This window comes from Nostoc sp. (genome assembly GCF_054880495.1).
In genome coordinates, this window is sequence record NZ_JBTYKD010000201.1 from 1 (window position 1) to 11,534 (window position 11,534).

Annotated in this window: 16 protein-coding genes and 3 pseudogenes; 14 read left to right on the forward strand and 5 right to left on the reverse strand. The window is 40.4% G+C overall.

The window, feature by feature from the left end; genetic code table 11:
- The first annotated feature begins 8 nt into the window (after positions 1-8).
- The 10 genes from ACYTXL_RS19010 to ACYTXL_RS19055 all read left to right on the forward strand — a co-directional run bounded on the left by ACYTXL_RS19010 (position 9) and on the right by ACYTXL_RS19055 (position 5,661).
- Positions 9-188, forward strand: coding sequence for a DUF6887 family protein (locus ACYTXL_RS19010; protein WP_461926109.1), 180 nt, complete (start codon positions 9-11; stop codon positions 186-188).
- Positions 189-279: 91 nt separating this feature from the next.
- Positions 280-453, forward strand: coding sequence for a hypothetical protein (locus ACYTXL_RS19015; RefSeq protein WP_461926110.1), 174 nt, complete (start codon positions 280-282; stop codon positions 451-453).
- 139 nt (positions 454-592) lie between these two features.
- On the forward strand, positions 593-760 hold the full coding sequence (locus ACYTXL_RS19020) for a hypothetical protein (RefSeq protein ID WP_461926111.1): 168 nt from the start codon (positions 593-595) through the stop codon (positions 758-760).
- Positions 761-1,504: 744 nt separating this feature from the next.
- Complete coding sequence (gene cysE / locus ACYTXL_RS19025; RefSeq protein ID WP_461926112.1) at positions 1,505-2,245, forward strand: serine O-acetyltransferase; 741 nt, start codon at positions 1,505-1,507, stop codon at positions 2,243-2,245.
- Positions 2,246-2,276: 31 nt separating this feature from the next.
- Positions 2,277-2,522 carry an Asr1405/Asl0597 family protein gene (locus ACYTXL_RS19030; RefSeq protein WP_334787625.1) on the forward strand — a complete coding sequence of 82 codons (246 nt, stop codon included), beginning with the start codon at positions 2,277-2,279 and terminating at the stop codon, positions 2,520-2,522.
- Between the two features lie 347 nt (positions 2,523-2,869).
- Positions 2,870-3,067, forward strand: coding sequence for a DUF2949 domain-containing protein (locus ACYTXL_RS19035; protein ID WP_461926113.1), 198 nt, complete (start codon positions 2,870-2,872; stop codon positions 3,065-3,067).
- A gap of 370 nt (positions 3,068-3,437) precedes the next feature.
- The gene (nifV, locus tag ACYTXL_RS19040; RefSeq protein ID WP_461926114.1) at positions 3,438-4,568 is read left to right on the forward strand and encodes a homocitrate synthase; all 1,131 of its coding nucleotides are present in this window, start codon (positions 3,438-3,440) and stop codon (positions 4,566-4,568) included.
- Positions 4,558-4,845, forward strand: a complete 288-nt coding sequence (locus tag ACYTXL_RS19045; protein ID WP_094327372.1) for a nitrogen fixation protein NifZ — start codon at positions 4,558-4,560, stop codon at positions 4,843-4,845. Before nifV ends, ACYTXL_RS19045 begins: the two co-directional genes overlap by 11 nt.
- The gene (gene nifT, locus ACYTXL_RS19050; protein WP_335230548.1) at positions 4,820-5,023 is read left to right on the forward strand and encodes a putative nitrogen fixation protein NifT; all 204 of its coding nucleotides are present in this window, start codon (positions 4,820-4,822) and stop codon (positions 5,021-5,023) included. The genes ACYTXL_RS19045 and nifT overlap by 26 nt, the downstream gene beginning before the upstream one ends.
- A 95-nt stretch (positions 5,024-5,118) precedes the next feature.
- Positions 5,119-5,661, forward strand: a complete 543-nt coding sequence (locus ACYTXL_RS19055) for a (2Fe-2S) ferredoxin domain-containing protein (protein WP_461926119.1) — start codon at positions 5,119-5,121, stop codon at positions 5,659-5,661.
- A gap of 145 nt (positions 5,662-5,806) precedes the next feature.
- Here ACYTXL_RS19055 and ACYTXL_RS19060 read toward each other — a convergent pair whose 3' ends face one another.
- The gene (locus ACYTXL_RS19060; protein ID WP_461926120.1) at positions 5,807-6,817 is read right to left on the reverse strand and encodes a Rieske 2Fe-2S domain-containing protein; all 1,011 of its coding nucleotides are present in this window, start codon (positions 6,815-6,817) and stop codon (positions 5,807-5,809) included.
- A 61-nt stretch (positions 6,818-6,878) separates the two neighbouring features.
- Between ACYTXL_RS19060 and ACYTXL_RS19065 the strand changes: the two genes are divergently transcribed.
- The gene (locus tag ACYTXL_RS19065; RefSeq protein WP_461926115.1) at positions 6,879-7,667 is read left to right on the forward strand and encodes a TetR/AcrR family transcriptional regulator; all 789 of its coding nucleotides are present in this window, start codon (positions 6,879-6,881) and stop codon (positions 7,665-7,667) included.
- A gap of 103 nt (positions 7,668-7,770) precedes the next feature.
- Positions 7,771-7,926: pseudogene (locus ACYTXL_RS19070) on the forward strand (Uma2 family endonuclease); the annotation flags it as partial.
- On the opposite strand, the pseudogene ACYTXL_RS19075 reads toward ACYTXL_RS19070, so the two are convergent.
- Positions 7,884-8,144: pseudogene (locus tag ACYTXL_RS19075) on the reverse strand (PIN domain-containing protein); the annotation flags it as partial. The pseudogenes ACYTXL_RS19070 and ACYTXL_RS19075 overlap by 43 nt on opposite strands.
- A complete protein-coding gene (locus ACYTXL_RS19080; protein ID WP_461926116.1) occupies positions 8,141-8,389 on the reverse strand; it encodes a FitA-like ribbon-helix-helix domain-containing protein in 249 nt (82 codons plus the stop codon). The pseudogene ACYTXL_RS19075 and the gene ACYTXL_RS19080, both read right to left, overlap by 4 nt.
- A gap of 354 nt (positions 8,390-8,743) precedes the next feature.
- Here ACYTXL_RS19080 and ACYTXL_RS19085 point away from each other — a divergent pair, with 354 nt between their 5' ends.
- Positions 8,744-9,031, forward strand: a complete 288-nt coding sequence (locus tag ACYTXL_RS19085; protein WP_461926117.1) for an AbiU2 domain-containing protein — start codon at positions 8,744-8,746, stop codon at positions 9,029-9,031.
- A 29-nt stretch (positions 9,032-9,060) separates the two neighbouring features.
- Here ACYTXL_RS19085 and ACYTXL_RS19090 read toward each other — a convergent pair whose 3' ends face one another.
- On the reverse strand, positions 9,061-10,437 hold the full coding sequence (locus ACYTXL_RS19090) for a 1-acyl-sn-glycerol-3-phosphate acyltransferase (protein WP_461926118.1): 1,377 nt from the start codon (positions 10,435-10,437) through the stop codon (positions 9,061-9,063).
- Positions 10,438-10,803: 366 nt separating this feature from the next.
- Positions 10,804-10,963 (reverse strand): annotated as a pseudogene (locus ACYTXL_RS19095) (Uma2 family endonuclease); the annotation flags it as partial.
- Between the two features lie 103 nt (positions 10,964-11,066).
- Between ACYTXL_RS19095 and ACYTXL_RS19100 the strand changes: the two are divergent.
- On the forward strand, positions 11,067-11,150 hold the full coding sequence (locus tag ACYTXL_RS19100) for a helix-turn-helix domain-containing protein (RefSeq protein ID WP_461926121.1): 84 nt from the start codon (positions 11,067-11,069) through the stop codon (positions 11,148-11,150).
- The last annotated feature ends 384 nt before the right edge of the window (positions 11,151-11,534 follow it).

Sequence of the window (11,534 nt, forward strand, 5' to 3'; positions counted from 1 at the left end):
ATTTGTAAATGAAACCTAATTTTGCAGAAATGTCCACAAAAGAGTTGAGGGCGTATGTGCTTGCTAATCGGGAAGATATAGAAGCACTGGAAATCCTATTTAATCGCCGTACTTCTGACTCAGAAGCAATTATATATCCATCTATGTTTACTGAAGATGGTAAACCTATAGAACAGAATAATCGTTAGTTAAATATCAAGAAGGAATCCGCGAGCGCTATGGCAATCTCAAATTAGATAGCTTAGATACTAGCGGCTATGCTTATAACGAACTTAAATTATGGTGGATTTTCACTGCTCAAACCCGCGTCAAACAGCACTAGAGATAATTATCAAGCAATTTCCTCAGCATCCCCAGACTTTAACACTGTTGCGCGATCGCACAGAGAATGACCCAGATCAGCAAGTGCGGGAATTTGCTCAGAAGAAGTTGGCACAATTAAAGAATAATTGACGAGAATATTCCTGTAGAGACGGCGATTTATCGCGTCTAACGTGCCAGTTTTTCAGACGCGATAAATCGCCGTCTCTACATGAGGGCTTTCTGCTTATCCCATGTAAATCAGTAAAATTAAATAAAAATAGGTAATCTCATGACTAGATCTGTAAATACTACCAAAGTCTACGACGAAATTATAGAGTTTATTGCTGCTGGAACCACTCCCCAAAGCGTTATGGATTTCAAACCTCTGAACTCCGTTAACGAGTCTTTGAACTGGATGAATCAATCTCGAAAATTTAAATGCTCAGTTTTGGCGTAGACGCGTTCGCGTAGCGTCTCGTAGAGAAGGCATCGCAAGTTCCACACATCATAATATAGGACTAGTATTTGATTTTTGAAATGCACGTAGTGGACCCTCTAGGCTAAAATAGTGCATTAGACGTAGACGTAGGTTGGGTGGAGCGGAGCGCAACCCAACTGATTATCAGGATGTTGGGTTACGCTCCGCTCCACCCAACTTACAATTTTTTTGCTCGTAAAGAAGGCATCGCAACTTCAACACATCTATATAATAAGATATTCACTATGAGCTATAACTATATTTGCAAACGTATGCATACATACAGACAGCAAATCCTAAAAAAAAAATAAAGAAAGCTGTTATTCCCCTAACCAAATAATAAGATAGTAATAGTAGTAGGATATACAAAAAATTGACTTTTATTCTCATATAACTCATATTTGAGTGCATCTGAGTACAGCTTAATATATTGCAAAATATCTTGACTAAATGTTTGCAAAGGCTTACAGATAAAGTTTCTTGTAGCGAGTACAGAAATTCTTAAACCCTGCCCCAAAAATACTAGTACCCCCATGATTAAATACTAGCGCCCCTACCCCAAGAACAATTTTAAGTTTATCTTGAGTCGGGGTTTTGGCGTTTGAGTACAACCTTAATCAATCCAATAAATCCAATCAATATGGGGTTTCCTGTCTAGTTAGAAGTCGCCTGATATAAGCATAAAAATAGCATATAGCTCTTTCAACCAGATAGACATTACCGATGCAACAGTCTTTAGACAGCATGAGCGATCGCCAGACTATCAAAACGCAGAATTCTGCACATACATCCCTGCTGAAAAATTTACTCACTGGCGTTTTTTTTGAACCATTATTGAGTGATTTTCGCATTATTTTTGAACGCGATCCAGCAGCACGTAATTGGCTAGAAGTGGTGTTTTGCTACCCAGGATTGCACGCACTATGTTTGCATCGTCTTGCTCACTGGTTACATTGTCGAGGTGTGGGTTTTATCCCTCGCTTAATTTCTCATTTGGGGCGATTTTTCACCGGAATTGAAATTCACCCAGGCGCAGAGATCGGTCAGGGCGTATTTATCGACCACGGAATGGGTGTTGTCATTGGCGAAACTGCGATCGTGGGCGATTACACATTAATTTATCAGGGCGTTACCCTTGGCGGAACTGGTAAAGAAAGCGGTAAACGTCATCCGACAGTGGGCAAAAATACAGTGATCGGGGCGGGTGCGAAAGTTTTAGGTAATTTGGAAATTGGCGATCGCGTCCGTATTGGTGCAGGTTCGGTTGTCTTGCAGAATGTAAAGAGCGATCGCACAGTTGTCGGAGTTCCCGGCCGAATTATTTCTCCGAAAAAAAGCGCCAGCCTTTCTCCTTTAGAACATGGAAAGCTACCCGATATGGAAGCAACCGTAATTCGTTCTTTGCTCTCACGCATTGAACAACTTGAAAAACAACTGCAAACTTTAGAAGTCAAGAGTCATTAGCAAATGACAACTGATAAAGGACAAATGACAAATGACAAATAACACTTTAGGCGATCAAGTTTTGCAGATTCCTTTGAGCGATCGCTGGCGAATCTATCACCGTTTGCAAGAGTTAAAAATTAAGAGTTCCTGTCCCCCTGATGGTTCTTTACGAGTGCAAGTGAACAATTTGCTAGAAGTAATTCTAATTCGTAGTACAGTTATGCAACTTCTTGCTTCTCGTCACGAATTATTAGAGTGGCTAGAGCGTTGCTGGCATTACAGTGATCATTCCTGAGTAGAAATGGAAAGTTTTTCATACCCTACTCTCATTCGGCTACGCTCACGCCCACTCCCATTCGGCTACGCTCTTCGACTACGCTCAGGACAAGCTCACGGCAAGCCTACTCCTCTCTTTGTTCATAGATGCACAAACCTCGAATAGGTTTAGAAGTTGAAGCTACTGTCCCTTAGCAGATTTTGTTGCAGACTGAGAGAGATTAACCGAGTTTTAGATTTTGTTTAGTCTACTAAATCTGAAGTTTCCCTGACATATAGCAACAATTAAGAAGGCGAAATTACCAAATAAAATTGGAGTTTCTGATTTTTAATTATTTTCCAAATTAAGAAATTGAAAGTTCAATTATGGCGACTCGTAACAGAAATATAAAACTCCTCAATTTTTTGCACAATGAACTTGAACTTTCAAATGCTGATATTGCTGCAGCTCTGCGACACCGAGAATTAGAAAATGGTCCACTACCGATGCTCCTCTGGCAGTATGGTTTAGTTGATTTGGAGCAGCTAGGAAAGATTTATGATTGGCTAGCAGAACAAAGTTAGCTAATTTTTACCCTTTAGCTTTGAGTCCCATTACTGCCTAAATTACGCTCAAATGTCCTAGAAAATATGAGGTTACTAAGATGATTACATCCTTAATTGCTGGATTCTGTATATTACTTTGTTCAGGATTTGCTAATAGTTATATTAGTTCATTGCTACTCGAACAAATTTCAACTGACATCGGTAAAAACGATTAGGATATTATACATGGTTTTAGTTCTTTGCCATACAGATGTAATGCTAATAATCGGGCAATAATTAAGGATCATGTATCCTACATTATGAATTGTGATATTTTTAGCATTTACCATCACTAGGGATTGTAGAGAGAACGGATATTAAGAATACTTCCAAGAGAGGGATATTTGCAATGAATCAAATCATAATTAATGACACTACATTGCGTGATGGCGAACAAGCAGCAGGTGTTGCCTTTACCCTGGAAGAAAAAGTAGCGATCGCTAAGTTTCTCGATGCTATTGGTATTCCCGAATTAGAAGTTGGTATACCGGCAATGGGTGACGAAGAAATCCGGGCGATCGCCGCAATTTCTGACTTGGGTTTACAAGCAAAACTCTTGGGCTGGAACCGCGCCGTCATTTCAGATATTAAGGCTTCTATCGCCTGCGGTTTGAATCGAGTGCATATTGCCATTCCCGTCTCAGGTATCCACATTGCCACTAAATTTCATGGTCAGTGGCGAGTAAGTTTACAAAAACTCAAAGACTCTATCAACTTTGCCCTCGATCAAGGTCTTTGGGTAGCAGTCGGCGGAGAAGATTCTTCTAGGGCTGATGAAAACTTCCTCTTAGATGTAGCGCTTTATGCCCAAGAGTGGGGTGCATCCCGCTTCCGCTTCTGCGATACCGTAGGAGTTCTCGACCCGTTCAGCACCTATACAAAAGTCCAACGGCTGGTTTCAGCGTTGACGATTCCCCTAGAAATCCACACGCATAATGATTTTGGTCTGGCAACTGCCAACGCCCTTGCGGGTATCAAAGCCGGAGCTTCATCAGTGAATACCACAGTCAACGGATTGGGTGAAAGGGCGGGAAATGCAGCTTTAGAAGAAGTTGTCATGGCGATCAAACGCATCTACGGCGTTGATTTGGGCATTGACACACCGAGTTTGCTGGAACTATCTCAACTAGTTGCAGCCGCATCAGGTGCTAGTGTACCACCCTGGAAAGCGATCGTTGGCAAAAATACCTTTGCTCACGAATCTGGCATCCATGCTCACGGGGTATTGCAAAACCCGATTACCTACGAACCATTTGCTCCCGAAGAGGTGGGTTGGGAACGGCGTTTAGTATTAGGTAAACATTCTGGACGGCATTTGGTTTCAAACTTGCTAGAACAGCATGGAATTTTCTTGAACTCCCAAGAAACCCAGTCTGTTTTAGATGCAGTGCGTCATCAATCGGTACAGAAAAAACGCAGTTTGACGACAGAAGAACTATTAAATTTGGTCAGAGAACAGAGGTATTCTCATGCAACGTGATGAATTAGAACTAAACTTGCCACCTGCTTTTGAAATTGGTGAAAAAGTAAGAGTTCGTAAACTCCTCAAAAACGATGGTACTTTTCCTGGTAAGGAAGTCGGCCAAGTTTTAGTAAACAAGGGAGATATCGGCTATATAGCGAGTATAGGTACATATTTGCAGACTTCCTATATCTATGCTGTGCATTTCTTAGAAACAGGGTTCGTCGTCGGCTGTATGAAAAAAGAACTAGAATCTGTTGAGGAATCTCATGAAAGTAATGCTACGCATGAATGATGCCGGTACTTTAGTAGTTTACGTTGCTAAAAAAGACCTTGAAGAAGAAGTTGTCAAACAAACTGATGGAAATGATGGCAAGATTCTCACCCTAGCAAATGGTTGGGAATTGGAATTTAGGAATTTGCCAGACGCAGCAAATTTACCCCAAACTGTAGAAGCTAAACGTCTGGCGTAAAAAATGGGGAGTGGGGAGTAGGGAGATGAGGGAAAAATAACTAATGCCCCATGCCCAATGCCCCATGCCCAATGCCCAATAACTATTTATCAATCATGGGTGACAAGTATTTGACGTTATCAGAATTGAACCTTGAAGGACAGTTACTAGGTTTTCTTGGTGGTGAACCAGGAAAATATAAATACTTGCAATTGGCAGTCCCATCTGGAAATGTGGAAATTAAATTGCCTAAAGAGTTACGCCGTTCTCTAAGTTCATCCTTAGTTCCTGGTCAGCAAATTCGCGTTTGTGGTCATAGTAAAGTAGACTCGCGCACAAGTAAAATTAAAATTAAAGCCTATCGGGTGACACCGATTGATGCGTGTCCAAATCAAGATTTACCAGTTCAACCCAAGGCGAGGATTATGGTATGTCAAAAGGGCGGTTGCCTCAAACGTGGTGGTAAAGGGTTATTATCAGAATTAGAAAAAACTTTGTGCGATCGCAATTTGTTAGACAAAGTTACCATTGAACATACTAGTTGCCAAAAATGCTGTAGCAGCGCCCCCAACTGTGTTTTACAGCTTGGTAAAAAGAAATACAAGAATATTCATCCTGATGCGATCGCATCTTTGCTAGAAAGTCACTTAACAGAATAATAACCTTCTCTAGCTATTCTTAAAATAATACATAACTTTGTAGGGGTAAAATTTACCCCTATTTGTTATTGGTATCCCTTGTCAAAACCTAATACTATGAAAATTATCAAATCGTTGAAATTAGAGCCAACATCTCAAAGAATGACTATGATGCTGAAATTTTATCCCCCGTCTGCTTAGAAAAATTAGGTTCCACAATATTTGGGAAGTTTTCAAAATTACGTCGCACCCAATCCATGCCTACTTCATTGTTAAGTTTAATTTTTTGAGGCATATTTGGATAAATTTTTCCTAATATATCTGCATCTTGATTGACTACTACCTCCCCAAACTTGAGATATTGGCTACCAAATATCTTAAATATAGGATGCTTGGCTTGACCAAATAATAAAATATAAGTCCGTGTACGATTAGCCCCTTCTGGCACAAATATATGGCACTGTGCAGCTTTACCTAATGGCGTTTCTCCATGAAAAATTATCAGAGATGGAAAGTGATTTTCTAGATGCGCTTGAATATTCTTGGGCAGTAATAGTAAATCAGGTTTTTTGAGCTTTTCTAGCAAGCTGTAAGGTGCTGTGAGCAAATCATAAAACGCATGGGAATTATGCCCGTTATCAATAAATTGATGAAATTCTACATCGGTAATCCTAAACAATTCTCGGTGAGTACCATTTTGATGATTGTAGTCATGCATATTCAGCAGCATCGTCAGCATTGAAGTATCTATAGTTCTATCTGCTGTATGTCCAATAAAGTAGTATGTTTTAGCAATCTCATTTAGGACTGTGGGAATAGGTATTTTCGGATCATATCCACCATAAGACCAAATAAAATCCCCTTGAATTATTAGCTCTAATGATTTGAGTTGTGGCAATGTTTTCTTGTTCGTTCCAGGTAAAACAGTGCAACCTGACCCATCAAATTTCAAGGCATGAAACGGGCAAACCACAGCACTCCTACCATCAGTTTCTGTTTCGCACCAGCCTTCGGACAACATTGCTCCCATGTGTGGACAAGCATTGGGCAAACCATATATAGCTTCGGTAGAATCTTTCCACATCACATAGTCATCACCATACAAGGAAATTTTTCGAGGTTGGTTAAGTGCCAACATCGACTTGTGGAGCAACAGCCAGGGCGCACCAGGAAGCATAGATTCCATGATCTTCTCCGCTAGTTATAAAATTGTGAAAAATCCGTCGTCTTTTTAATATATGACAGAAGATTCACATTCGTCAAGCAGTTTACGTCGTCAACCCAAACAACAACGAGGAAAACAACGAGTTGAAAAAATCTTGGATGCGGCGGCAGCAGTGTTTGATCAAGTGGGTTATGAGGCTGCAACTACCCATTTAATTGCAGCAAAAGCAGGAACAGCGATCGGTTCTTTGTATCAGTTTTTTCCTGATAAAGCCGCTATTTTTAAAGCGATGGAGTTACGCCATGTTGAGCGGGTAAAGCAGATGTGGGCGCAGGTAAACACACCAGAAATTGTCCAGTTACCACTGCGTCAAATGATTCATGCTCTTGTTAACTCTGTAGCACAAATGTTTGAGCAGCCAGTTTCACGGGTGGTATTTGTGCAGTTTTTCATGGCACGGGAAATTTTCCAGTCCATTGATGAAAGCATGACCCAAGAAGCAATTAACTTTATGGCAAATATCTTGAAACAGCGAAACTCAAAATTAAGTGAAGCACAGTACAGCTTGCTGGCAGAAGTTTGTGTTCACAGCAGTAATGCTGTCATGTTATCGGCACTTCGCAACCCAGATCAACAACATCGGCAACGACTGACCCAAGCTATTGAAGATTTGCTCGTTTCATATTTAGAACCCCATGTTGGAGATAATCTGTTGGAAAATGTAATGAAAGTAATGAAATGCTTACATTGTCAATCACAGCGATTATCTAAAAATGGCTATCGCAGAGGCAAGCAGTGCTATCTTTGTAAGGACTGTGGAAAACAATTTGTGGAAACTTGTGGCAGATCTTTTGCTCCTTGAAAGCTAGTCATTAACCTCTGCTGCAATTGTGTGTAACCCTGTTGGTCATCGGTAGGCTGATTTTTTATTAAGATAAAAATAACTCTGCATTCCTTTTGTTGTTATGAGCCTTACCACTGCTAAACGCTTTACTATAACTGAATATCACCGTCTAGCTGAACTCGGCTTCTTCGAGGAGGATGAGCGAGTAGAGCTAATTAAGGGTGAAATAGTCCAGATGGTAGCAAAAGGTACACCGCACTCTGTTTGTGAAACACGCCCAGCAAAATCTTCTGAGAACATCAGTTGTGCTGCTTGACTAAGTTCTTCTCGCCGTTTTCCCGCAGGGAGTAAGGCGATACCATACAGAATTTCTGCTTGAGTAATTGTTGTGGTAAACAGACTCATTAACGATTGTTGAGCAGCCCAACTACGAACTAGTTCAGACTTTTTAGGCTTCATTAATTCTGACAGCACGTTTCTATCAAGAATAATCATTCTTCAAACGTTGATACGGTGCGAATAGGTTCTCTAGGAATTTCTGGTAATTCAAATTCTCCCAAATTTGCAAAACGCTGCTCAATCATATTAGCTAAGTTTAAGGGCTGTTCGTGATTTTCTATTAGAGCCATGCGAAGAATTTCTCTGGCTTCTTCTTCGAGGGAACGACCATGTTTTTCGGCTCGTTTTTTTAAACGAGATTTAATATCATCATCAAGATTAGATATAGTAATATTATTCATAATCAATCGATAGCATTTTCATGTCAAGCCTATTATAGCGAGTGTACGTGCTATAAGGATTTTTTATATTAAATAAAATCGAGTATTACTGCTAGTTTTAATACTGATCCTGGTATTCTCTGAATGTGAAGTCAGAGGAAGTTTATTGATATTTGATGAGCAAGCTAATAGATTTCCCACTCCAGAAGAACTTGCACAACAGGTAAAGTATTCGTGCTGAACAGGAACGATAGCCATGCTAATTAGCAGAACATCTATTACAGCATTACCGCGAACACTTTGGCGAATTGCCTGAGTAATATCTGTGTGTCATAATACTATAAAGTAAAGTACATTCAGTAAAGTATTAATAATATGACAGTCACCAGCGAGGAACTGGGAAAATTACTAGATGGGATTGCCAATAATCTCGTATATGCATCTATACATAATCCCTTGCATACAAACCTATCTGAAGCAAGCGAAGAATATAATAATGAAATGAATCATTCTTCTGTATTTTGGCAACTTACAATTAATGCTCATGCCACAACTACAATCCTTATGTTGTGTAGAGTATATGAGAATCACAAAGACAGTTTAAATCTTAAAAAGCTACTCAATATTATTTCAGCAAATTCTAAATTACCTGAAGCAAGCTGATCCAGGAAATTTGAATATTACCCTCTTAATCAAATCAATTCTTCCAATGCGTGTTGCAAATCATTTGTCACCTCAGCAACAGCTTGTCTAGCAGCCAAACGATTCCCTTGATACGCCGGGTAATGCTCAGAAACAGATATGGGTTTACCCACAGTAATTTTGACTTTTTGCTTACCCAATTGCGGACGCTGCACAGCTTTATTACCTTTGATTTTAGCAATCATTTGCCATAAAATTAAAGTCGTCTCTGCAAACCTTTCTACCGTTGGATTTTCCCGAATATAATTACCCGAAACTGCCACAAAGCTTTCTACTAGACGCATGTGCCACATCCGCGCATTCGCTTCTTCTGCAACGCGATCGCCTAAAGCTTTCTCTACAGCAGATACTCCTTTGACATCCTTAAAATCTTCTCTAAATATATAATTCCAACCTGCTTGTTCTACTCGCTGACATCGATCCCTTAAACTACCTTTTGACTGCAAATCAAAATACTGTTCTGATATTTGTAGTGCTGCATTTAATAAAGCTTGTAAACGAACTGCTAACGCTTCATTTCTATCTTCGATCTCTACTGTTTTGGCATCTGCCAGCTTTTGATGATAGAACCGCGTGTAAAATTTTTCCATTAATGAAAGTAAATGTTCTGCCAAAGTTAACAATCGGGGATAAAGCAACTCCACAGAAGCATGTTCTCGTGGATTCACAGGTAAACCACTAGCCGCTTCCAATTCACTTAAAAGATTTGCGATCGCATCCCAAGGAGCATCAACGTAACTATATTTAATCCCAACTGGTACAATTAGAACCTGTTGATCGCGTCCAGCTTTCTGCAAATCTTCAGCACACCAAAAGCCTAATTGGGCGATACCAGGTTCTAAGGGGCTAATATTCTCTGATAAACCATTGGTAGCACCTTCTGGCGCAGCCGCCATCGGGAATTTCCCATTGGCGAACAAGTCACGCGCCGAACGTAACCCCGTCCAGTCAGCCTTACCGCGCTGAATCGGAGTAGCACCTAAACGAGAAGCAATCCAACCTACATAAGAACCTGCCCATAGAGGAATGCCGCGATCGTAGATAAAATGAGCGTGAATCGGAAGTTGTAGCATTGTACCGTGCGATCGCGCTACTTTTGGCACGAGTTGAGAAAACAAGTAACTTAAACAAAATGGATCATCTGTTTTAGGATGACGAAATGCCAACATAAAACGGATCTTACCTTCTTGAAACTGGCGATAGAGATCCACCAAAACTTCTACATTGTCTGCTTCAATTTGGGTAATAGCTGTTTGCCAGTTAATGTAAGTTGGTAGTAAAAGCTGGACAACTCGGAGAAATAAGGGGTTAAACGCCGGAGGAATAAATTCTAAGGGTGGCTGTGCTTGATAAATTACATTTGCCAAAATAGTTTCTCCTAAAGTTGCCGCGATTTCTAATCGCCCGGTGGTTATTTCTTTTAAGATATCTTAACGGCTGTAAAATGCGCTGACGTTATGAATTACCTTAGCGCAGAGGTAGCGAGTCCGCGAGCGTCATTACGAATTATTTTAATGAAGCCCACCGACGCAGACTTATAGAGTATTTTCTGGAGAGCATCTCAGTTTTACAAATATACCAGATGAGAAACAAGATTATTGCTCCCTCTCCTTAGTAAGGAGAGGGTTGGGGTGAGGTTTTACAAGGCTTTTTACACTCATTGAGATGCTCCCATTTTATCCTGGTATGCAAAGTGTTGGCAGATAGTGGAGGTTTAGCGGCACTTACAAATCTTAATAACAAGATAGACTGAATCTAAATCCTGGCAATACATCTTCACCCGATAATTGGTGTACGAATATTTCGCACTTCCACATCTTGTTTTTGGCGATAAATTTCCACTTGCTGCTGTTTAGGGTTAATTAACCATGCTAATTGCACCCCTGCATTTATCAGAAAAATGGGTTGAAAACCCCCGTCCTTATTGGACGGCTTTATATTAATTTAGTGAGGTTAAGCCTTCCACTAAATGTGTTAAAATAGTCGAATGTTAACCATGAATTACCGATACCGAATCTATCCAAACATCGCTCAAGAACAGTCACTCAAAGAGTGGATGGACATTTGTCGCATTGCCTAGTGAATGTGGGTATCTCACTGATCGAGATGTGGCTAGCGGTCAAATAATTAGAAATAGAGGGATAGCTCTCATTAGTACGGCGGGACACGTCGGAATCCAAAACGCCTATGCAGACGGTTTGCCGGGGATTGAGATGTCTCAATCTAGGTCAAAGTCGAAATCCCGCTCTTTCTCGCATTGAGCGCAGTCGAAAGGGAACAACTAGGAAATCTAAAAAGTAATTTTTAGAAGCTCCGTACCTTTAGGTGGGAGAGATGTCACAAACAAATTAGAGATTTTGGAAAGAGATTAAACGATGCGACTTTCACAAATGTTATTTGTTACACTGCGGGATGATCCGGCTGATGCTGAGATTCCTAGCCATAAATTATTACTCCGTGCAGG

Bases quoted from the DNA above. Each gene is read 5' to 3' on its own strand.
- ACYTXL_RS19085 (WP_461926117.1), top strand. From the start codon at position 8,744: ATGACAGTCACCAGCGAGGAACTGGGAAAATTACTAGATGGGATTGCC.
- ACYTXL_RS19060 (WP_461926120.1), bottom strand. From the start codon at position 6,817: ATGCTTCCTGGTGCGCCCTGGCTGTTGCTCCACAAGTCGATGTTGGCA.
- ACYTXL_RS19055 (WP_461926119.1), top strand. From the start codon at position 5,119: ATGGGTGACAAGTATTTGACGTTATCAGAATTGAACCTTGAAGGACAG.
- cysE (WP_461926112.1), top strand. From the start codon at position 1,505: ATGCAACAGTCTTTAGACAGCATGAGCGATCGCCAGACTATCAAAACG.
- ACYTXL_RS19020 (WP_461926111.1), top strand. From the start codon at position 593: ATGACTAGATCTGTAAATACTACCAAAGTCTACGACGAAATTATAGAG.
- ACYTXL_RS19045 (WP_094327372.1), top strand. From the start codon at position 4,558: ATGCAACGTGATGAATTAGAACTAAACTTGCCACCTGCTTTTGAAATT.
- ACYTXL_RS19030 (WP_334787625.1), top strand. From the start codon at position 2,277: ATGACAAATAACACTTTAGGCGATCAAGTTTTGCAGATTCCTTTGAGC.
- ACYTXL_RS19010 (WP_461926109.1), top strand. From the start codon at position 9: ATGAAACCTAATTTTGCAGAAATGTCCACAAAAGAGTTGAGGGCGTAT.
- ACYTXL_RS19015 (WP_461926110.1), top strand. From the start codon at position 280: ATGGTGGATTTTCACTGCTCAAACCCGCGTCAAACAGCACTAGAGATA.
- ACYTXL_RS19035 (WP_461926113.1), top strand. From the start codon at position 2,870: ATGGCGACTCGTAACAGAAATATAAAACTCCTCAATTTTTTGCACAAT.
- ACYTXL_RS19100 (WP_461926121.1), top strand. From the start codon at position 11,067: ATGAATTACCGATACCGAATCTATCCAAACATCGCTCAAGAACAGTCA.
- nifV (WP_461926114.1), top strand. From the start codon at position 3,438: ATGAATCAAATCATAATTAATGACACTACATTGCGTGATGGCGAACAA.
- ACYTXL_RS19080 (WP_461926116.1), bottom strand. From the start codon at position 8,389: ATGAATAATATTACTATATCTAATCTTGATGATGATATTAAATCTCGT.
- nifT (WP_335230548.1), top strand. From the start codon at position 4,820: ATGAAAGTAATGCTACGCATGAATGATGCCGGTACTTTAGTAGTTTAC.
- ACYTXL_RS19065 (WP_461926115.1), top strand. From the start codon at position 6,879: ATGACAGAAGATTCACATTCGTCAAGCAGTTTACGTCGTCAACCCAAA.